Here is a 19,358-nt window from a genome sequence, read left to right as displayed (position 1 = left end):
GAATTATAATTCATAGAAAGACACCGTGGCGGCTTGCTGTCAATGCCAGCAGGCATTATGTTTCATTAAAACGCGCCGCAGGACATCCGCTAAAGAAGACTCATGATCGAAAGTCCCGACGCCGAATCCCGATTTCTCGAACAGCTCGGCCAGCGCGTGCGCACCATGCGCGCGCTGCGCGGCATGTCGCGCAAAGTGCTCGCCAAAGTATCAGGGATTTCGGAGCGCTACATCGCGCAACTCGAGAGCGGCAAGGGCAATGTCTCGATCGTGCTGCTCCGCCGCGTCTCCGACGCGATGGGCGCACATCTCGAAGACCTGCTTCCTAGCGCCGATCCGACGCCAGACTGGCAGATTTTCCGCGATCTCCTGCGCAAGGCGACACCGGCGCAGATTGCGCAGGCCAAGGATCTGCTCGCCGGCGGCAGCGCGTCTGCACCGCGGCGCGCGCCGTTCTGCGGCATTGCGCTGATCGGCCTACGCGGCGCCGGCAAATCCACTCTCGGCCGGATGCTGGCGAAGAAGATCGGCTGGACTTTCGTCGAGCTCAACAAGGAGGTCGAGCAGCAGAACGGGCTCTCGGTCGCCGAGATCATTGCGCTGTACGGCCAAGAAGGCTTTCGCCGCATGGAGCAGGCGGCGCTGCAGCAGCTGCTTGCGCGCAACGAGCTGATGGTGCTGGCGACCGGCGGCGGCATCGTCTCCGAGCCTCTGACCTTCGACCAGATCCTGTCGTCGTTCTACACGATCTGGCTGAAGGCCGAGCCGGAGGAGCACATGGCCCGCGTCCGCCGCCAGGGCGATCTGCGCCCGATGGCCGATGATCGCTCGGCGATGGCCGAGCTGCGCAACATCCTGCTCAGCCGCGAACCGCTGTATTCGCGCGCCACCGCGGTGGTGGATACCGCGGGCCTGTCCGTCGATGCCGCGGCCGCACGGCTGATCGACGCGGTCCGCCCGGTGCTGCAGAACGAAGCGCGCAGCTTCGGCCTCCGCAGCCTCGCGCTGTAGGATCCCTTTCTCGCTGCATCTACACCCTCCAATTTCGCTATATCCCAGCCCAACAGCAAGCTTTGGGAAGACCGATGAGCGATAGCGACGTCGCAATCTCCATGTTCGAGCGGATCGGCGGCAGTGCCACGATCGAGCGCCTTGTCGATGGCTTCTACGAGCGCATGGACATCCTGCCGGAAGCGAAAGTCATCCGCGCGATGCATGCGGCCGACCTCGGTCTGATCAGGGACGTGCTGAAGCGCTATCTGACCGAATGGACCGGCGGCCCGCGGCTCTACTCCGTCGAGAAAGGCCATCCGCGGCTGCGCCAGCGCCACATCGGCTTTGCGATCGGTGATGCCGAGCGCGACGCATGGATGGCCTGCATGCGCAGCGCGCTGGAGGAGACGGTCACTGACACGAACGCGCGGCAGGACCTCGCCAAGGCGCTGTCCGGTCTCGCCGACTGGATGCGCAACCCGAACTGATCGAGCGTGGTGCTGCCGACCTTTAGCCCGCCCACACGAGCTGCGACGCGGCTAGACCGACCAGTAATGCGGATGCGGGTAGGACCGCGAGCGGTCGCCCCAGTCGAAAGCATCGCCGTCGAACTCGCATGGGCCGCTGCTGAGCTCGTCCAGCGTCAACTCGGTCTGGAACGCCTGCCGGCTTGGATCGTATTTCAGCGCGCTCCACTGGAGAGGATAATGGTGACGGGTGCCGAGCAGCCCGCCCGTCTTGATCACGGCATAGGCGACCATTCCGCTCATCTTGTCCAGCATCAGTCGCTCGATCGTGCCGAGCTTCGTCCCGTCGCGTCCGTACACGGCGACGTGCTCCACGCGATCGCTGGGAACCATGGTATGGTGCATGGCGTCCTCCCTGTTCTCTTGTGCTTGCTCATTATAGCACCGCTTTCGAGACGACGGGAATGCAGCTACAGAAGCTGCGAGCGCACCAATTCCGCGCCCTCGCGCAACAGCGGCAGGAAACGGTCGAGCAGCTCCTGTGCCGGCACCCGGTCGACGTGAGCCCCCATGTTGATGGCGGCGACGATCACGCCGTCATAGCGGCGGACGGGAACCGAGATCGAGCGGAAATGCGGCTCCGCCTCGCGGTCGACCAGCGAATAGCCCTGCGCGCGGTCGGCAGTGATGCGCGCGAGTAGCGCTTTTGGATCAACCTCGGTCTGCGGCGTCAGCGCCTCGCGCTTCATGGTCTTCAGTCGCGCTGCAAGATCGGCGTCATCGAACTGGCCGAGCATTGCGCGACCGACAGAGGTGCAGAAGGCCGGAAGCCGGTAGCCGATCTCGAGGCCGCCGGAGAAAACGCGCGCAGGGCTTCCGCGCGCGATGAATACGACGTCATCGCCATCGAGCACCGCGAGCGACGCGATCTCCTGCGCGCCGGTTGCGATGCGATCAAGGACCGGCTGAAGGACCACGACGAGCTGGTTCGAGCGCAGGTAGGACGCTGCCAGCGTCAGCACATGGGGCGTCAGCGAGAACAGCTTTCCGTCACCGGAAGCGAAGCCGCCGCGCTGAAGCGTGAACAGCATGCGCCGCGCGGTGGCGCGGGGCAGATCGGCGGCGCGGGCAAGATCGCTCAGCGTCATCGGGCCGGCGGTGGTGCCGAAGCACTGCAGCAGCCGCAAACCGCGATCGAGGCTCTCGACGAAATCCGTCGCGCGCTCCTCGCTCTCGCTCCGCTTCAGCTTGGGCATGGCTTCGGATGATCCTGCAAAATAGTGCTTGCTGCCGCGCCCAGGCATGTCATAATTCGCCCACTAGTTCAATAGGCGAACAAACTCCCTGCACAAGGACGTACGCGCCATGATGAGCCAGGAGCAGAACGACCTGATCACCCGCACCGGGGCCAAGGACCCCTGCGGCAGACTGATGCGGAGTTACTGGCAGCCGGCGGCGCTGGTGGACGAGCTAGAGGGTGCGCGGCCGATCCGTCCCGTAAAACTGCTCGGCGAGAGCCTGGTGCTGTTCCGCGACGAGACCGGACGGTACGGCCTGATCGACCGCCATTGCGCGCATCGCGGCGCCGACCTCGCCTTCGGTCGGCTCGAACATGGCGGCCTGCGCTGCGCCTTCCATGGCTGGCTGTTCGACGCCACCGGCCAGTGCATCGAGACGCCGGCCGAGCCGAAGGATTCCAAGCTCTGTCAGAACATTCGCCAGCGCTCTTATCCCGTGGTCGAGAAGAGCGGCATCCTCTGGGCTTATCTCGGCGAAGGTGCGCCGCCGGCATTCCCGGAGCTCGACTGCTTTGTTGCGCCCGGCACGCACACGTTCGCCTTCAAGGGCCACATGGCCTGCAACTGGCTCCAGGCGCTGGAGGTCGGCATCGACCCCGCGCACGCCTCCTATCTGCACCGCTTCTTCGAGGACGAGGACACGTCCACCGCCTACGGCAAGCAATTCCGCGGTGCCTCCGCCGGCTCTGACTTGCCGATGACGAAGATCCTGCGCGAATACGACCGTCCAATTATCAATGTCGAGCACACCGAATACGGTCTGAGGCTGATCGCGCTGCGCGAGATCGACGAGGAGCGCACCCATGTGCGCGTCACTAATCAGCTCTTCCCGCACGGCTTCGTCATCCCCATGAGCACGGAGATGACGATCACGCAGTGGCACGTGCCGATCGATGACGAGAACTGCTATTGGTACGCGATCTTCACCAGCTACACGAACCCGGTGGACAAGACGAAGATGCGCGAGCAGCGGCTCGAGCTCTATGAGCTGCCCGACTACAAATCGCGCAAGAACCGCAGCAACGATTACGGCTTCGATCCGCACGAACAGCAGACCGCGACCTACACCGGCATGGGCACCGACATCAACGTCCACGACCAGTGGGCGGTGGAATCGATGGGCGCGATCCAGGACCGCACCAAGGAGCATCTCGGTCAGAGCGACAAGGCGATCGTGCAATATCGCCGCCTGCTGCGGCAGGAGATCGAGAAGGTGTCGGGCGGCGAGAAGCCGATGCTGTTCCTGGACGAGGCCAACGCGCGCAGCATCCAGGGACCGGCGACCATGGACGGCATTGGCCCGACGCGGGGCTGGGAGACCTACTGGATGGAGGTCGACGTAAAGCGCCGCCGCGGCGCGCCATGGACCGCGCCGGTGCCGAAGGACATCGCCGACAACGTGCACCGGCTGACGGCGGCGGAGTGACGATGCCTTTCGCCGCCGGCGGGTCGCGACCGCGCCTCCACATTCTCCACTGTCATGCTCCGCGAAAGCGGAGCATCCAGTACGCCGCGGCCTCTCGTGGACACACGACCGTCTCTGGAATACTGGATCGTCCGCCTTCGCGGACGATGACAGCGTGGGCTATCCTCTCACCGGGCGAGAAGGAACGATCAAAGTGACTTTCGTCGCGCGCCATGCGCTGTGGTCGGATGAGCAGAGGGACGCGGCGGCGGGCATGCGCCGCGTCGTCGAGGAAAAGAGCCTCGAGGTCATCCGCCTCGCCTTCCCCGACCAGCACGGCATCTTGCGCGGCAAGACCATCATCGCCGCTGAAGCTCTCGCGTCGCTGGAGAGCGGCTGCTCCATCACCACGACGATGCTTGCCAAGGACAGCTCGCATCGCACGGTGTTTCCGGTGTTCACCTCCGGCGGCGGCTTCGGCATGAAGGAGATGGAGGGCGCAGCCGACGTGCTGATGGTCGCCGATCCCAGCACTTTTCGCGTGCTGCCATGGGCGCCCGCCACAGGCTGGGTGCTGTGCGACCTTTATTTCAACGATGGCCGCGCCGTGCCGTTCGCAACGCGGGCGCTGTATCGCAAGGTTCTCGATGACCTCGCAAGCCGCGGCCATGATTTCGTCGCTGGGCTCGAGGTCGAATTCCACATCTTCAAGCTCGACGACGCGCATATGCGGCCCGAGGACGCCGGCCAGCCCGGCACGCCGCCCTCGGTCGGCCTGCTCAGCCACGGCTATCAATATCTCACCGAGCAGCGCTTCGATCAGATGGAGCCGGTGCTGGAGATTTTGCGGCGTGACATCGTCGCGCTCGGCTTGCCCTTGCGCTCGGTCGAGGTCGAGTTCGGCCCCAGCCAGTGTGAGTTCACCTTCGCGCCGAAGAAGGGGCTGGAGCCCGCCGACAACATGGTGCTGTTCCGCTCCGCCATAAAGCAGATCGCGCGCCGGCATGGCTATCACGCCACCTTCATGTGCCGGCCGAAACTGCCGAACGTTTTCGCGAGCGGCTGGCACTTGCACCAATCGATCGTCTCGCGCGGAAATAGCGAGAACCTGTTCATGGCCAAGGAAGCGGCGAAGGACGGCGGCGAGCCGCTCAGCGCGTTCGGCCAGGCGTACCTCGCCGGCCTGCTCGACCACGCCCGCGCCTCCACATTGTTCACCACGCCGACCATCAACGGTTACAAGCGCTACCGCTCCTATTCGCTGGCGCCGGACCGCGCGATCTGGGGCCGCGACAATCGCGGCGTGATGATCCGCGTGCTCGGCGCGCCCGGCGATGCTGCGACGCGCCTGGAGAACCGCATCGGCGAGCCCGCCGCCAATCCCTATCTCTACATGGCCTCACAGATTCTCTCCGGCCTCGACGGTGTCGACCGCAAGCTCGATCCCGGCCCATCGGCGGACACCCCCTACGAGACCAAGGCGCCGCTCTTGCCGAAGTCGCTGCGCGACGCGGTCACTGCGCTGAAGGACGATCCGTTCTTCCGCGAAAAGCTCGGGCCTGAGTTCGTCGACTATTACACCCACATCAAGAACGCCGAGATCGATCGCTTCCTGTCTGAGGTAACCGACTGGGAGCACCGCGAATATTTCGAGATGTTTTAATCGAGGCTCTCACGCCTCCGTGAGGCGACTTCGTCCTACCTGTTCCGACGACATCTGACTGCCGTCCGACGAAGTCATTTTCCCCATCCCTCGAAAACCGGCGGAAAGACGCCGGGTCTAGATTAGCCCGTGATGAACAACGGAGTTCGATCATGTGGGACCAATTATTCAGCCTGATCTATCACCTCTCCTGCCGGACCACCCTGATTGAGATCGGGACGCATCGGCTAGCGCGTTAGCTTCCCTGCCGGACCGAATAGGTAATACGCATTGGCCAAAATGGGCACTTCCATGCGCAAGCTGATTCTGATCGCGGTCCTGTCGCTGGTTGCAACAGAAGCCTTTGCTGCTGGCCCGCGAAGCCTGAGCCTCGCCGCAACCGATGCGAGCCAACAGGCGGCTGAGCAGCCCGCCGCGACGGTCGCGCCGCAGTCGACCCAGGCTCCAGAAGGGCGGGCTGCCGTTCAGACCACAACGACGACGCCCACGCCGCCACCAGCCGCACCTGCTGCAACCGCCGCAACGGCCGCGCAGTCGACTGCAACGCCCGCGAGCGACACGACCGGCAGCAGCAAGGCGAAGCGACGCCAGCCCTCCTTCGAAGCGCGCGTGATCCGCGAACTGCATCGCCACGGGATTTATTGGTGAGGGCGCAGCTCTCACGACCGCCATTGCCAGCGAAGCGAAGCAAATCCAGACTGCCGCCGAGGATCCTGCTCGCAACGGCGAAGCTGGGGGCGGACGTCGCGCTCCTCAGGGGCCTCAGATTCCCAAATATTTATGCTGAAGATCCGGCGCGGCCATCAGCTCGTCGGAGGTGCCGCTCCAGACCGTCTTGCCGCGCTCGATGATGTAGTGGCGGTCGCAGATGCGGGCGAGGTGATCGACATTCTTGTCGACCACCAGGATCGACTGTCCGCGGCTCTTGAGCAGCGACAGGCAGTTCCAGATCTCTTCGCGGATCAGCGGCGCGAGGCCTTCGGTCGCTTCATCCAGAATCAGAAGCTTCGGGTTGGTCATCAGCGCACGCCCGATGGCGAGCATCTGCTGCTCGCCGCCGGAGAGCTGGTTGCCCATGTTGGAGGCGCGCTCGGCGAGGCGCGGAAACAGCACGTAGATCGCGGCCAGCGTCCAGGGATTGGGACTAGCGAAACGATCGGCGGCGGCGGCCACGAGATTTTCGCGCACGGTGAGGTTCGGGAAGATCTGGCGTCCCTCCGGCACGATGCCGACGCCGAGCTGGGCGATCCGGTATGACGGAAGCTGCCGCACCTCGGCGCCCGCGAAACGGATGCTGCCTGCGCGCGCCGGCGTCAGGCCCATGATGGAGCGGATGGTGGTGGTCTTGCCCATGCCGTTGCGGCCCATCAGCGAGACCATCTCGCCCGGTTTGATCGACAGCGACAAGCCGAACAGCACCTGGGACAGGCCGTAGCAGGTCTCGATGCCCTCGACGCCCAGCAGCGTGTCAGCCATGATGCGTCACCACATGCTGATCGCCGAGATAGGCCCGCTTGACATCCTCGTTCTGGCGGATCGCGGCGGGATTCCCGGAGGCGATGACGCGGCCATAAACCAGCACCGAGATCCGGTCGGCGAGCGCGAACACCGCCGGCATGTCGTGCTCGACGAGCACGATCGAGACCTCTTTGCGCAGCTCCTGCAGCAACTTCACCATGCGCTGCGATTCGGTGACGCCGAGGCCTGCCATCGGCTCGTCGAGCAGCAGGAGCTTCGGCTTGCTCGCGAGCGCAACCGCGAGCTCGAGCTCGCGCCGCTCGCCATGGCTGAGCCTGGACACCACGACATCGGCGCGGTGCAACAGGCCGACGCGATCGAGCGCGGCATGGGCGGCATCGCGCAGGCTCTTCTCCTTGCGCGCATTGGCGAAGAAGCGGAACGACGTACCGGCATGCGCTTGGGCTGCCAGGGCGACATTGTCGGCGGCGGTGAAGTCGAGCAGCAGCGAGGTGATCTGGAACGAACGGGCGAGGCCCAGCGCGCAGCGGCGATAGGCCGGCAGATAGGTGATGTCCCGCCCCGCCAGCGAGACGCTGCCGGAATGCGGCTCGAGGTGCCCCGTGAGCTGGCTGATCAGGGTGGTCTTGCCGGCACCGTTCGGGCCGATAATGGCGTGCAACTCGCCGCTAGCGACCTCGAGCGAGACGTTGTCGGTCGCGACGATGCCGCCGAAGCGGCGCACCAGCTTTTCGACACGGAGTAGGGGTTCAGCCACGGCCAGCCCTCCCGAGCGCGCCCATGATGCCGCCGCGGCCGAACAGGACAATGAGCAGCAAGAGCGGGCCCATGATCAGCGCCCAATATTCGGTGATCTGCGACAAGAACTCTTCCAGCAGCAGGAACACCACCGCGCCCATGACCGGACCGAACAGCGTGCCCATGCCCCCCAGGATCACCATCACCATGAGATCGCCGGAGCGGGTCCAGTACATCACGGCGGGACTGACGAAATCGGTGTTATTGGCAAGCAGCGCGCCGGCAAGGCCGCACATGGTGCCTGATATGACGAAGCAGACGAGTTGGTAGCGTTTGGCGGGGAAGCCGATCGCCTGCATGCGCTGCTCGTTGGAGCGCAGGCCCTGCACGACGAGGCCGAAGCGCGAGTTGACGATGCGCCAGATCAGGAAAATGACACCGAGCAGGCAGGCGAGGCAGAGATAATAGAACTGCGTGCGGTCGCCGAGATTGATCAGTCCGGAGAAGTCGCTGCGCTTGTAAACGGTGAGACCGTCGTCGCCGCCGTAGCGCGCCAGGCCAGAGGCGACGTAATAGGCCATCTGCGCGAAGGCGAGCGTGATCATGATGAAATAGACGCCGCGCGTGCGCAAAGACAGCGCGCCGATCACCAGCGCGTAAGTCGCGGAGGCCGCAAGCGCGACGGGAAACTGGATGAAGCCGCTTCCGACGCCCTCCTGCGCGAGCATCCCGACTGCGTAGCCGCCGATGCCGAGATAGGCAGCGTGACCAAAACTCATCATGCCGCCGAAACCCATGATGAGGTTGAGGCTCGCCGCCGCCAGCGCCAGGATGATGATGCGGGTGAACAGCGTCAGGATGAAGATGTTGCCGGTCAGGTGCGAATAGAGCGGCAGCAGCACGAGGCCCGCCAGCATCAGGGCCGTGACGGCCTTGCTCACAGTGAAAGCCTTCATCGACGATTGGCCGGAAACAGCCCCTCCGGCCGCACCACCAGCACGATCGCCATGAGGAGATAGATCAGCATGGATGACAGCGCGGGCGCGGCGGTGGAGGCCGCGGCGCCGCTCAGCACCTGCCGGAGCAGGTTCGGCAGGAAGGCGCGGCCAAGCGTGTCGATCATGCCGACGAAGATTGCGGCCAGGAACGCGCCGCGGATCGAGCCGATGCCGCCGATCACGATGATGACGAAGGCGAGGATCAGGATGTTCTCGCCCATGCCGATCTGCACGGTGAGGATCGGCGCCTGCATCAGACCGGCAAGGCCTGCGAGCGCGGCACCTAAGCCAAAAACCAGCGTGTAGAGCAGCTTGATGTTGATGCCGAGCGCGCCGATCATCTCGCGGTTGGAGGCCCCGGCCCGGATCAGCATGCCGATGCGGGTGCGCATCACGCCGAGATAGAGCAACAGCGCGACCAGCAGCGCGACCGCGATGATGGCGAGGCGATAGGCGGGATAATGAATGCCGGGCAGGATCGGGACCGGCACGGTGAGCCAGGCCGGCAGCGGCAACGCAAGGCCGGCCGGGCCCCAGATCAGCCGCACGGCTTCGTTGAAGAACAGAATCAGGCCGAAGGTCGCGAGCACGTGGTCGAGATGGTCTCGCCCGTAGAGATGCCGCAGCGCAGTCATCTCGAGCACGATGCCGAGCATGAGCGTTGCGCCAAGCGCCATCAGCGCACCGAGCAGGAAGCTGCCGGTCCACGCCGCGAAGGTCGCGGCGAAATAGGCGCCCATCATGTAGAGCGAGCCGTGCGCGAGGTTGACGAGATCCATGATCCCGAACACCAGCGTCAGGCCGGCGGCGAGCAGGAACAGCAGCAGGCCGAACTGCAATCCGTTCAAGAACTGTTCGACGACGAGCAGCATCAAGACTCTTTCAGGCGCACGCAGTGTCGCGCCGATGTTCGAACACGGTCGCCATCAGTGAAAGAGCTCCCCCTGCCTGTTCAAGGCCGAAAAATGGGTAATGGCAGTATCGTTCCGAGGCAAGTGCGATTTGACAGCAAACATGCACTTTGTTGCATCCCGGCGCACGTGGCCGACACCTGCTTTGCAATGCAAGAAGGTTGCCGTGCGGTATGGGGCAACCTGCCGCACCCAAACGATCATCTCCCCCGGGCAAGCCGAAGGAGGGTGGGAATGTCGTTGAAGCTTTAGCGAGAGATGCGTCTAGTGCGACGTCATCTGGTGGTGAAGGTCGTCCGGTTCAGCGAGCACGCCGTTGACCGTCGAGGCCTCCAGCGCTGCCCATGATTCTGTGGCGGATCGCGATCGCGACCGCATGCGTCCGAGCGACGCGCTTCCATTTGAGCGTGCCGATTTTCGTCGAAAACAATTTGGCCGTTGCCTTCTCCCGGCTCCCGAGCGGGAAGCTTGAGGATCCCAGCCGCACTCTCGTGCCCCGGACGCGGCTCAACGTCTCTTCGAGCAACTTGCCTCCTCCGTCCATGTTGACAGACACTTGCCGCTCGATGACATCTCGGCTCTCGTGAGATGATCGAGATCACGATCATCCTTCGGACGCCCGGACATGATGACGCTGCGCCAGGTTGAAGTGATACGTGCCGTGATGGTGACGGGCACCATCGGCGGCGCGGCGAAGCTGCTCAACGTCTCGGCGCCGGGGATCAGCCGCCTCGTCAAATACACCGAGCGCTCGCTCGGCATCCGCTTCTTCCAGCGCCAGAACGGGCGCTATTTCCCAACGCCGGAAGCCGAGAACATCTTCGAGCAGATCAACGGCGTCTACAAGAAGGTCGACGACCTCTCCGAGATCATCTCGAAGATCGGCCGCGGCGGATTGTCGGAGCTGCGCATCGGCTCGGTGCCGAGCATCTCGCAGGTGATGGTGCCGCGCGCAATCGAGCGCGTCCGCCGCCGCTACCCGGACCTCGGCATCGACATCAACATCCTCAAACTCGAGGAAGCCATCGACTATCTGATGCTCGGCCGCGGCGAGTGCGTGGCGATGAGCTACCGGCTGGAACATTCCGGGCTCGACTTCATGCCGCTCGCCTCGGGCGAGCTCTATTGCATCGTGCCGCCGGGACATGAGCTCGCCGGCCGCAAGCAGGTCTCCGCCGCCGAGATCACCCGCTATCCGCTGATCGGGATCGACCCGAACGACCCTTACGGACGGATCATGGCCGAGATCTTTGCGCGCAACCGCCTCGACTACAACATTACCATCCGCGCGCGCTTTGGCACCACCGTCTGCGCCCTGGTGAAGGCGGGGCTCGGCATCGCCATCATCGACCAGTTCACGGTGGCCCATGGCGGCTATCCCGGAATCGAGCTCTTGAAGATCACCGAGCCGACGCGGTTCGACACCTATATCGCGGTGAAGCGTGGCGCGCCGCTGTCGCTCCATGCCGAGTATTTCATTGATGCCCTGCGCGCCGAGATGCGCGCGGTCGAGCCGTCCCGCGGCAACGGCAAGGCCGTTTCGGCACGCGGGCGGAAGAAATAACACTATGTTAGGTTTGCCGGATAAAAGGGTAATTGTGTTAGGCAGGGGAAAGGCTATCGTCGCGGCTGGAATTGCGCGGATTTCCCCGCTAATGGCCGGGACCGGACGCTCCCAACGAAACGATAGCGAACCATGTCGAAGCGCGAATACGCCGCCAGCAGGAAGCTTCTCACCGGCCTGATCGGCGCGCCGATCGCGCATTCCGCGTCCCCCGCCATGCATGAGCGCGCCGCCGAGGCGCTCGGCCTGCGCGGCCACTACCAGCTCATCGAAGTGGCCGGTGCCGATGCGGCCGGGCTCCGCATGATGCTCGAAGGCGTGCGCCGGCTCGGCTTTGCCGGCGTCAATGTCACCTACCCTTACAAAGAAGCGGTGGTCCCACTGCTCGATGCGCTGGCGCCGGACGCTGCCGCCATGGGCGCGGTCAACACCGTCGTCGTCAGGGACCGCCAGCTGACCGGCCACAACACCGACACCACAGGCTTTGCGCGCGCGGTGGCCCCGCTGCTGGCACCATCAGCCAACTCCGTCGCCGTGATCGGCGCAGGCGGCGTCGGCAAGGCGATCGCGTTTGCGCTGGCGAGCCTGGAGGTGACCGATATCCGCATCTTCGACAGCGAGCCGGCGCGCGCCGAGAAACTCGCCTCGCTGCTTGCCAGGCGGGGCTGCGCGAGGGTGGCCGGAAACGTCGAGGACGCGCTCGATGGTGCAACCGGTCTCGTCAATGGTACGCCGGTCGGCATGCTGCCGAACCGAGACACCCCGGTGCCGGCGGCGCTGCTCAGGGCAGACCTGTGGGTCGCCGATGCCGTCTATTCGCCGCTGATCACGCCGCTGCTTGCCGCAGCGCGACAGAAAGGCGCTCGGATCATGACCGGGCGGCAGCTTGCGATCTATCAGGCCGCCGACGCCTTTGAACTGTTCACCGGCCTTGCTCCATCGACCGAGATCATGGGAGAGGCTTTTGATGCCGTGATGGTTGCGCGCACCGCCGCCTATCAGGCAGCTTGAGACGAAGCGGCCGGAAACAAGGCCGCTTGCAAGATTTGAAACGGGAGGAGAGGACGATGAAATCAACGCTACTGGTGGGCGCGCTGCTCACCGCCATGTCGGCAACGAGCGCCCTTGCCCAGGCGATCAAGCTCGCCGACGTCGCCGAGCTCTCCGGCGGCGGCGCCACCGTCGGCACCAACTGGAAGAACGGCATCGACCTCGCGATCGAGGAGATCAACGCCAAGGGCGGCGTGCTCGGCCGCAAGCTGGAGGTCACCCACGCCGACTCGCAGTCGAACCCCGGCGTCGCCCGCGCCCAGGTGCAGAAGGCGCTCGACGCCGAGCCCTATGTGCTGCTCGGTCCCGGCTATTCCGGCTCGGTGAAGGTCACCGCGCCGCTCGCGGCCGAAGCCGGTATCGCGCAGATCATGGGCGGCGAAGCCGCCGAGCTGACGCAGGCGGGCAACAAGTTCCTGTTCCGCACCTCGTTCGGCCAGCAATCCTCGATGCCGAAGGTCGCCAAATACATTCACGACGAGATAAAGGCGAAGACGGTTGCGGTGGTCTGGGTTAACAACGACTTCGGCCGCGGCGGCCGCGACGTCGTCGTCAAGGAGCTCGACCGGCTCGGCTCCAAGGTGGTTGCCGATCTCTCCACCGAAGCGGGCCAGGCCGATTTCGCCGCCGACGTCGGCAAGATCAAGGCTGCCAATCCCGATGCCGTGTTCGTCTATCTCAATGAGGAAGAGAGCGCGCGCATCCTGAAAGAACTGAAGCGGCAGGGCGTCACCGCACCGCTGATGGGCGAGACCACGCTGATCGGCCAGAAGGTGATCGAGCTCGCTGGCGATGCCGCCAACGGCGCGCGCGGCCATGTCGGCCTCACCACCGATGCCCCGGTCGATCTGATCAAGGCGTTCCGCGAGAAATTTTCCAAGAAGTACAATTACGTGCCTGATCATAACGGCCTGAAGGGCTATCTCGCCGTCTACATGGTCAAAGCCACCACCGAGAAGATGGGCAAGGTCGACCCGAAGAAGTTTGCCGACACGCTGCATGGCCTGACCATCAAGGCCGCCGACGAGCCGGGTATTTTGATGGACGTCACCTTCAGCGACACCGGAGACATCGACCGTCAGAGCTTCCTGGTCGAGGTGGTCGAAGGCAAGCAGGTCGTGAAGCAGGTGCTGCCGAAAGTGAAGTGAGGTTCTTTCGTCTCTCTCCGCTTGCGGGGAGAGACCGGAATTTGCGCAGCAAATTCCGGGTGAGGGGGAGCTTCCGCGAGTCCAACTATTACCGTGCTCGCGAAGGCTCGCCCTCACCGTAGCCGATGCTTCGCATCGGCATTCTTAAGAACGGCGGCGATAGGCCGCCTACGCCTCTCCCCGCAAGCATGACGAACGGGAAGGCAGAACGGCGAGAGGGGAAAATGTCCAGTCTGTTCGATCTTCTGGTCGCGGGACTTGCCACCGGCGCGATCTATGCGCTGGTCGCGGTCGGCTTCACTCTGCTGTGGCAGACTTCGCAGACCATCAATTTCGCCCAAGGCGAGTTCGTGATGCTGCCGGCTTTCCTGATGCTGGCGGCGATGCATGCCGGCGCCCCGTTCTGGCTCGCGATCATCCTCGGCATCCTGCTCTCGATGATTTTGCTCGGTCTCGCCTTCAAGCTGCTGCTGGTTGATCCGATGATGCGCCACGGCGTGCTGCCGCTGGCGATCGCGACCATGGCGCTGGCCATCGGCATCAAGGAATCCGTCAAGCAGTTCTTCAGCGCCGAGGCCTCGCCCTTCCCGTCGATCGTGCCGACAGGCGACATCTCCATCCTCGGCCATGCGGTGTCGCTGCAAAGTATCGGCGTCCTCGTCCTCGCCATCCTCGCCGTCTTCGGCTTGACCGCACTGCTCAACCGCACCTCGCTCGGCCACCAGATGCAGGCGGCGGCGCAGAACCCGACGGTGGCGCGGATCATCGGCGTGCCGGTCGAGCGCATGATCCTGCTGACCTTCCTGATCAACGCCTTCCTGGTCGCGCTGGCCTCACTGCTGATCACGCCGATCTATCTCGCCAAGTTCTCCTCCGGCGAGGTGCTGGGCCAGGCGGCATTCATCGCCGCGATCGTCGGCGGCTTCAACCAGGTGCGCGGCGCAATCGCCGGCGGTCTCTTGATCGGCGTGCTCGACAATCTCGCGGCCGCCTATGTCTCGACGCAATATCGCGCCGCCGTTCCGATGATCTTCCTGATCGCCGTCATCCTGTTTCGGCCGCAGGGCTTGCTCGGCCGCGCCGAGGAGCGCACGGTATGATCAGCTTTGGCAAACCCCTGCAGATTGCGCTCGGCCTCATCGCCATCGCCGCGCTGATCATCGTCCCCATGAACTTCAATCGTTACGGTCTGTTCATCCTGAGCCAATGGGCGGTGATGAGCATCGCCGCGATGGGGCTCAACCTTACGCTCGGCTATGCCGGCCAGGTCTCGCTGGCGCAGGGCGCCTTCGTCGGCATCGGCGCTTATGCGGCGGCGATCATGACCACCCATGGCTGGCCGCTGCCGGCCGCGATTCTGGTCGCGATCGCCTTGAGCTTTGCGGTCGGCTGGGTGCTGGGTTATCCCGCGCTGCGCGTGCAGCACCACTACCTCGCGTTCGTCACCCTCGCCTTCTCCACTCTCGCCTTCCTGGTGTTCCGCAACGAGAGCTGGCTCACCGGCGGCATCTACGGCATCTCCAACATCCCGCGCCCGCACGTCTTCGGGCTAGCGACCAACAAGCCGCTGCCCTTCTATTATCTCTGCCTCGGCTCGCTCGCGATCGTGTCGCTTGCGGTGTGGTGGCTGATCCGCTCGCCTTGGGGCCGCGCCTTCATGGCGCTGCGCGAGAATCCGCTGCGCGCGCAATCGCTCGGCGTCGACACCCGGCGCTACACGCTGATGGCCTTTGCGATCGGCTCGGCGCTCGGCGGCGTCGCCGGCGCGCTCTATGCGCCGCTGACGCAATATATCGATCCCGTGCCGTTCAACCTGTCGCTCTCGCTCGACCTGCTGATGATGGTGATCGTCGGCGGGGCCGGCTTCTATTTCGGTCCGTTCCTGGGCGCGATGATTGCCGTGCTGCTGCCGGAATGGCTGCGCTTCACCGAAGGCTATTATCTCATGCTCTATGCGGTTGCGGTGATGCTGCTCTTGATCTGGTCGCCGACGGGCATTCTGGGAATCCTCGATCGCGCGATGGCAGCGCGACGGACCAAGGCGGCGTCCGCGCTGCGCGCCGTCGCAAAGTCACGCCTGGAGACGGTGCAATGAGCGCAGTCCTCGAGGTCACCAATATCAAGAAGAACTTTGGCGGCATCAGCGCCGTCGATGGCGTCAGCTTCGACGTGCGCGAGGGCGAGATCCTCGGCCTGATCGGACCGAATGGCTGCGGCAAGTCGACGCTGTTCAACTGCATCCTCGGCCAGCTCACGCCGTCAGGCGGCGAGGTCAGGCTGGACGGCAAGGTGGTGACGGGCCTGCGGCCCTCCGAACTCAACAAGCTGGGGGTCAGCCGCACCTTCCAGCTCCTGCAGGTTTTTCCAAAGCTCTCGGTGCGGGAGAACCTGATTCTGGCCGGACAGGAGCACCAGGGCAACATGGCCTCGCGCCTCGTCGGCCGCTCCGATGCCGGGCTGACCGACGCCGCCAACCAGATGATCGGCTTCTTCAAGCTCGACCATCTCGCGGACGAGCCGGCCGGCGGCCTCTCCTATGGCCAGCAAAAACTGCTCGATGCCGCCATGGCCTTCATGGGCGGACCGCGCCTGGTGCTGCTCGACGAGCCCGCCGGCGGCGTCAACCCGTCGATGCTGGCGGACCTCAAGGACCGCCTGGTTGCGATCAACCGCGAGAAGAACGCCACCTTCGTCGTGATCGAGCACAACATGGAATTCGTGATGTCGCTGTGCTCGCGGGTGATGGTGATGGCGGAAGGCAAGGTGCTGGCGATGGGACGGCCGGATGAGGTGCGGAAAAACCTCGCCGTGATCGAAGCCTATCTCGGACATTAGGGAGCGCGAGCCATGAGCGACCCGATCCTCTCTGTTCACAATCTCGTCGGCGGCTACGGCAAGATGACGATTTTGAACGGCACGACCTTCGCCGTGCCTCAAGCCACGATCACGACGATCATCGGCCCGAACGGCGCCGGCAAGTCCACCGTCTTCAAGGCAATCTTCGGCCTGCTCAAGCTGCGCGAGGGCAAGATCAGCTTTGCCGGCCGCGACGTCACGAACCTGAGCCGGCGCGCGCTGCTCAATGCCGGCATCTGCTACGTGCCGCAGGGCCGCAACATCTTTCCCGAGCTGTCCGTGCGCCACAACATCGAACTCGGCGGCGTCGCTGCGGACAAGGGCCTCGATCTTCCCAAGCGGATCGAGGCGGCACTCGACCTGTTTCCGGCGCTGCGGCAAAAAACGATTCAGCAGGCTTCCACGCTGTCCGGTGGCGAGCAGAAGCAGCTCGAGATCGCCCGCTCGCTGCTGCTCGAACCCAAGCTGGTGCTGATCGACGAGCCCTCGATCGGCCTGTCGCCGTTGATGGTGCAGCAGACCTTCGATATCCTCAAAAGCTTGCGCGAACGCGGCGTCACGATCCTGATGATCGAGCAAAACGCTCGTTCGGCGCTGGAGATCTCGGACATCGGCATCGTGCTCGAGCTCGGCCAGACCCGGATGATCGACGACGCCAAGCGCATTCTGAACGATCCCCGCATCGGGCAATTGTTCCTGGGCGGCGCCATGGAGGAGAGCGCCGCATGAACAAGCGTTCGATCGCAACCGTGTCTCTCTCCGGCGCCCTCGACGAAAAGCTGCGCGCCATCGCCTCAGCCGGCTTCGACGCAGTCGAGATCTTCGAGAACGATCTGTTGTCGTTCGGCGCGGGCCCGCGCGACGTGGCACAGCTCTGCAAGGACCTCAATCTCGAGATCTGCGCGTTCCAGCCGTTCCGCGATTTCGAAGGCATGCCGGAGCCGCAGCGTTCGCGCAACTTTGCCCGCGCGATGCGCAAGTTCGACTTGATGCAAGAGCTCGGCACCGATCTCTTGCTGATCTGCTCCAACGTTTCGCCCGTCTCGCTTGGCGGCATCGACCGTGCCGCGGACGATTTTCGCGAGCTCGGCGAACGTGCGGTGAAACGTGGTTTGCGCGTCGGCTACGAGGCGCTGGCCTGGGGACGGCACGTCAACGACTACCGCGACGCCTGGGAGATCGTGCGCCGCGCCGATCATCCGGCAATCGGCATCATCCTCGACAGCTTTCATGCGCTGGCGCCCGGCTTTCCGACCCGCGCGATGGCTTCGATCCCCGGCGACAAGATCTTTCTGGTGCAGCTTGCGGACGCGCCGAAGCTCGAGCTCGACATCCTCTCCTGGAGCCGGCACTTCCGCTCTTTCCCGGGCCAGGGTGACCTCCCGGTCCGCGAGTTCATGGCGGCGGTGGCGGCGACCGGCTATGCCGGGCCGCTGTCGCTGGAGATCTTCAACGACCAGTTCCGCGCCGGCTCGGCGGCCCAGACGGCGGTCGACGGCCTGCGCTCGCTGATCCTGCTGGAGGACCAGCTCGCACCGGACTGGCCAAAGCTTGTCCGCGAGCCGCTGGCGCCGAAATCCAGAACCCACGGTACCGGCTTCGTCGAGTTCGCCGTCAACGAGACCAAGGCCGGCGAGCTTGCTCGCCTGTTCGCGCAGCTCGGTTTTCGCAAGACCGGCAAGCACCGCAGCAAGGCGGTGGAGCGTTGGTCGCAAGGCAAGATCGAACTCGTCATCAATTGCGAGACCGACGGCTTTGCGCATTCGCATTACGTCACCCACGGCCCCGGCGTCTGTGCGATCGCACTCGACGTCGACAATGCGGGCCTTTCCATGCAGCGCGCCGAAGCGCTGAAGGCGCGCACCTTCTACCAGCCGGTCGGGCCGGGCGAACTCGAGATCCCAGCGATCCACGGCGTCGGCGGCAGCCTGCTCTATTTTCTGGATCAGGCCGGCAAGAACTGGGACACCGATTTCGAGCCGGTACCGAGCGAGGCGAGCCCGGACGCGCTGCTGGCGGTCGATCACATCGCGCAGTCGATGCCCTATGACGAGATGCTGTCCTGGCTATTGTTTTACACCGGCATTCTCGACCTGACGCGGCTGCCGCAGATGGAGATCGTCGACCCCAGAGGCCTGGTGCAGAGCCAAGCCATCATCAACGCAGACCAGAGCCTGTGCTTCGTGCTCAACGGCTCCTCCGCCAACCGCACGCTGCCGTCGCGCTTCATCTCCGAGTTCTTCGGCTCGGGCGTGCAGCACGTCGCATTCTCGTGCCGCAACATCTTTGCGACGGTCGCGGAGATGCGCAAGCGCGGCGCGGATTTCCTCGACATCCCTGATAATTACTACGACGACATCGAAGCCAAATACGATCTTTCGCCCGAGCTTATGGCGCAACTGCGCGCCAACCACATCCTCTACGACCGCGAGGGTGACGGCGAATTCTTCCAGGTCTACACCCACATCTTCGACGAGCGCTTCTTCTTCGAGATCGTCGAACGGCGGCGCTATCAGGGCTTTGGCGCGGCCAATGCCGGCATCAGGCTCGCAGCGCAGGCCCGCGAGGTACGGCCTGCGAGCATGCCGAGACTGTAAAACTCTCTCCACGTCATTGCGAGGAGCCCTTGCGACGAAGCAATCCAGAATCTGTCCGCGGAGGGATTCTGGATTTGCTTCGCTGCGCTCGCAATGACGTGTTGAGAGAGCGCTTCTCCCAATTTTCATGCAACTCGCGGAGACTCCCCCTCACCCCAACCTTCTCCCCGCAGGCGGGGAGAAGGAGAGTA

The 19,358-nt window shown here is 64.3% G+C and carries 19 protein-coding genes; 13 read left to right on the top strand and 6 right to left on the bottom strand.

The window, feature by feature from the left end; all coding sequences use genetic code 11:
* The first annotated feature begins 102 nt into the window (after nucleotides 1–102).
* Together IVA98_RS11565 and IVA98_RS11560 are read left to right on the top strand one after the other, a co-directional pair.
* Nucleotides 103–1,011, top strand: coding sequence for a helix-turn-helix transcriptional regulator (locus IVA98_RS11565; protein ID WP_247307718.1), 909 nt, complete (start codon nucleotides 103–105; stop codon nucleotides 1,009–1,011).
* A 74-nt stretch (nucleotides 1,012–1,085) separates the two neighbouring features.
* The gene (locus tag IVA98_RS11560; protein WP_247307716.1) at nucleotides 1,086–1,481 is read left to right on the top strand and encodes a group II truncated hemoglobin; all 396 of its coding nucleotides are present in this window, start codon (nucleotides 1,086–1,088) and stop codon (nucleotides 1,479–1,481) included.
* A gap of 51 nt (nucleotides 1,482–1,532) precedes the next feature.
* Here IVA98_RS11560 and IVA98_RS11555 read toward each other — a convergent pair whose 3' ends face one another.
* Together IVA98_RS11555 and IVA98_RS11550 are read right to left on the bottom strand one after the other, a co-directional pair.
* Complete coding sequence (locus IVA98_RS11555; protein WP_247307715.1) at nucleotides 1,533–1,865, bottom strand: PRC-barrel domain-containing protein; 333 nt, start codon at nucleotides 1,863–1,865, stop codon at nucleotides 1,533–1,535.
* A 65-nt stretch (nucleotides 1,866–1,930) separates the two neighbouring features.
* Nucleotides 1,931–2,716 (bottom strand): IclR family transcriptional regulator domain-containing protein, encoded by a 786-nt coding sequence (locus IVA98_RS11550; RefSeq protein ID WP_247307714.1) that lies wholly within the window; start codon nucleotides 2,714–2,716, stop codon nucleotides 1,931–1,933.
* Between the two features lie 109 nt (nucleotides 2,717–2,825).
* Here IVA98_RS11550 and IVA98_RS11545 point away from each other — a divergent pair, with 109 nt between their 5' ends.
* The 3 genes from IVA98_RS11545 (at nucleotide 2,826) to IVA98_RS11535 (ending at nucleotide 6,474) form a co-directional block, all read left to right on the top strand.
* Nucleotides 2,826–4,184 carry an aromatic ring-hydroxylating dioxygenase subunit alpha gene (locus IVA98_RS11545; RefSeq protein ID WP_247307713.1) on the top strand — a complete coding sequence of 453 codons (1,359 nt, stop codon included), beginning with the start codon at nucleotides 2,826–2,828 and terminating at the stop codon, nucleotides 4,182–4,184.
* A gap of 193 nt (nucleotides 4,185–4,377) precedes the next feature.
* Nucleotides 4,378–5,826, top strand: coding sequence for a glutamine synthetase family protein (locus tag IVA98_RS11540; RefSeq protein ID WP_247307712.1), 1,449 nt, complete (start codon nucleotides 4,378–4,380; stop codon nucleotides 5,824–5,826).
* A gap of 291 nt (nucleotides 5,827–6,117) precedes the next feature.
* A complete protein-coding gene (locus tag IVA98_RS11535; protein WP_247354865.1) occupies nucleotides 6,118–6,474 on the top strand; it encodes a hypothetical protein in 357 nt (118 codons plus the stop codon).
* 114 nt (nucleotides 6,475–6,588) lie between these two features.
* Here IVA98_RS11535 and IVA98_RS11530 read toward each other — a convergent pair whose 3' ends face one another.
* The 4 genes from IVA98_RS11530 to IVA98_RS11515 are packed head-to-tail and all read right to left on the bottom strand — an operon-like array spanning nucleotide 6,589 to nucleotide 9,913.
* Complete coding sequence (locus tag IVA98_RS11530; protein WP_247307711.1) at nucleotides 6,589–7,302, bottom strand: ABC transporter ATP-binding protein; 714 nt, start codon at nucleotides 7,300–7,302, stop codon at nucleotides 6,589–6,591.
* Entirely contained in the window at nucleotides 7,295–8,062 is a 768-nt protein-coding gene (locus IVA98_RS11525) for an ABC transporter ATP-binding protein (RefSeq protein WP_247307709.1), read from the bottom strand. The genes IVA98_RS11530 and IVA98_RS11525 overlap by 8 nt, the downstream gene beginning before the upstream one ends.
* Nucleotides 8,055–8,999: a branched-chain amino acid ABC transporter permease gene (locus tag IVA98_RS11520; protein ID WP_247307708.1), complete on the bottom strand. Its 945-nt coding sequence runs from the start codon at nucleotides 8,997–8,999 to the stop codon at nucleotides 8,055–8,057. The genes IVA98_RS11525 and IVA98_RS11520 overlap by 8 nt, the downstream gene beginning before the upstream one ends.
* Nucleotides 8,996–9,913, bottom strand: coding sequence for a branched-chain amino acid ABC transporter permease (locus tag IVA98_RS11515; RefSeq protein WP_247307705.1), 918 nt, complete (start codon nucleotides 9,911–9,913; stop codon nucleotides 8,996–8,998). Before IVA98_RS11515 ends, IVA98_RS11520 begins: the two co-directional genes overlap by 4 nt.
* A gap of 664 nt (nucleotides 9,914–10,577) precedes the next feature.
* Here IVA98_RS11515 and IVA98_RS11510 point away from each other — a divergent pair.
* From IVA98_RS11510 to IVA98_RS11475, 8 genes are all read left to right on the top strand, one after another.
* Nucleotides 10,578–11,516, top strand: coding sequence for a LysR family transcriptional regulator (locus IVA98_RS11510; RefSeq protein ID WP_247307702.1), 939 nt, complete (start codon nucleotides 10,578–10,580; stop codon nucleotides 11,514–11,516).
* 132 nt (nucleotides 11,517–11,648) lie between these two features.
* Nucleotides 11,649–12,527: a shikimate dehydrogenase gene (locus IVA98_RS11505; RefSeq protein ID WP_247307700.1), complete on the top strand. Its 879-nt coding sequence runs from the start codon at nucleotides 11,649–11,651 to the stop codon at nucleotides 12,525–12,527.
* Nucleotides 12,528–12,583: 56 nt separating this feature from the next.
* Entirely contained in the window at nucleotides 12,584–13,714 is a 1,131-nt protein-coding gene (locus IVA98_RS11500; protein WP_247307697.1) for an ABC transporter substrate-binding protein, read from the top strand.
* A 224-nt stretch (nucleotides 13,715–13,938) separates the two neighbouring features.
* Nucleotides 13,939–14,814, top strand: a complete 876-nt coding sequence (locus tag IVA98_RS11495) for a branched-chain amino acid ABC transporter permease (RefSeq protein WP_247307693.1) — start codon at nucleotides 13,939–13,941, stop codon at nucleotides 14,812–14,814.
* A complete protein-coding gene (locus IVA98_RS11490) occupies nucleotides 14,811–15,809 on the top strand; it encodes a branched-chain amino acid ABC transporter permease (protein WP_247307690.1) in 999 nt (332 codons plus the stop codon). Before IVA98_RS11495 ends, IVA98_RS11490 begins: the two co-directional genes overlap by 4 nt.
* Nucleotides 15,806–16,549 (top strand): ABC transporter ATP-binding protein, encoded by a 744-nt coding sequence (locus IVA98_RS11485; protein WP_247307687.1) that lies wholly within the window; start codon nucleotides 15,806–15,808, stop codon nucleotides 16,547–16,549. Before IVA98_RS11490 ends, IVA98_RS11485 begins: the two co-directional genes overlap by 4 nt.
* Nucleotides 16,550–16,561: 12 nt before the next feature.
* The gene (locus tag IVA98_RS11480) at nucleotides 16,562–17,299 is read left to right on the top strand and encodes an ABC transporter ATP-binding protein (protein WP_247354864.1); all 738 of its coding nucleotides are present in this window, start codon (nucleotides 16,562–16,564) and stop codon (nucleotides 17,297–17,299) included.
* Nucleotides 17,296–19,167, top strand: a complete 1,872-nt coding sequence (locus IVA98_RS11475; RefSeq protein WP_247307681.1) for a bifunctional sugar phosphate isomerase/epimerase/4-hydroxyphenylpyruvate dioxygenase family protein — start codon at nucleotides 17,296–17,298, stop codon at nucleotides 19,165–19,167. Before IVA98_RS11480 ends, IVA98_RS11475 begins: the two co-directional genes overlap by 4 nt.
* Nucleotides 19,168–19,358: the final 191 nt, after the last annotated feature.

The sequence above is a fragment of the Bradyrhizobium sp. 160 genome (assembly GCF_023073735.1).
In the GTDB taxonomy this organism is placed as follows: Bacteria; Pseudomonadota; Alphaproteobacteria; order Rhizobiales; family Xanthobacteraceae; genus Bradyrhizobium.
Note: the sequence above shows the minus strand (reverse complement) of the source record. Positions and strands in the feature narration are given on the sequence as shown.

Bases quoted from the DNA above. Each gene is read 5' to 3' on its own strand.
- IVA98_RS11490 (WP_247307690.1), top strand. From the start codon at position 14,811: ATGATCAGCTTTGGCAAACCCCTGCAGATTGCGCTCGGCCTCATCGCC.
- IVA98_RS11515 (WP_247307705.1), bottom strand. From the start codon at position 9,913: ATGCTGCTCGTCGTCGAACAGTTCTTGAACGGATTGCAGTTCGGCCTG.
- IVA98_RS11510 (WP_247307702.1), top strand. From the start codon at position 10,578: ATGATGACGCTGCGCCAGGTTGAAGTGATACGTGCCGTGATGGTGACG.
- IVA98_RS11505 (WP_247307700.1), top strand. From the start codon at position 11,649: ATGTCGAAGCGCGAATACGCCGCCAGCAGGAAGCTTCTCACCGGCCTG.
- IVA98_RS11545 (WP_247307713.1), top strand. From the start codon at position 2,826: ATGATGAGCCAGGAGCAGAACGACCTGATCACCCGCACCGGGGCCAAG.
- IVA98_RS11550 (WP_247307714.1), bottom strand. From the start codon at position 2,716: ATGCCCAAGCTGAAGCGGAGCGAGAGCGAGGAGCGCGCGACGGATTTC.
- IVA98_RS11485 (WP_247307687.1), top strand. From the start codon at position 15,806: ATGAGCGCAGTCCTCGAGGTCACCAATATCAAGAAGAACTTTGGCGGC.
- IVA98_RS11565 (WP_247307718.1), top strand. From the start codon at position 103: ATGATCGAAAGTCCCGACGCCGAATCCCGATTTCTCGAACAGCTCGGC.
- IVA98_RS11530 (WP_247307711.1), bottom strand. From the start codon at position 7,302: ATGGCTGACACGCTGCTGGGCGTCGAGGGCATCGAGACCTGCTACGGC.
- IVA98_RS11495 (WP_247307693.1), top strand. From the start codon at position 13,939: ATGTCCAGTCTGTTCGATCTTCTGGTCGCGGGACTTGCCACCGGCGCG.
- IVA98_RS11480 (WP_247354864.1), top strand. From the start codon at position 16,562: ATGAGCGACCCGATCCTCTCTGTTCACAATCTCGTCGGCGGCTACGGC.
- IVA98_RS11535 (WP_247354865.1), top strand. From the start codon at position 6,118: ATGCGCAAGCTGATTCTGATCGCGGTCCTGTCGCTGGTTGCAACAGAA.
- IVA98_RS11500 (WP_247307697.1), top strand. From the start codon at position 12,584: ATGAAATCAACGCTACTGGTGGGCGCGCTGCTCACCGCCATGTCGGCA.
- IVA98_RS11560 (WP_247307716.1), top strand. From the start codon at position 1,086: ATGAGCGATAGCGACGTCGCAATCTCCATGTTCGAGCGGATCGGCGGC.
- IVA98_RS11520 (WP_247307708.1), bottom strand. From the start codon at position 8,999: ATGAAGGCTTTCACTGTGAGCAAGGCCGTCACGGCCCTGATGCTGGCG.
- IVA98_RS11475 (WP_247307681.1), top strand. From the start codon at position 17,296: ATGAACAAGCGTTCGATCGCAACCGTGTCTCTCTCCGGCGCCCTCGAC.
- IVA98_RS11555 (WP_247307715.1), bottom strand. From the start codon at position 1,865: ATGCACCATACCATGGTTCCCAGCGATCGCGTGGAGCACGTCGCCGTG.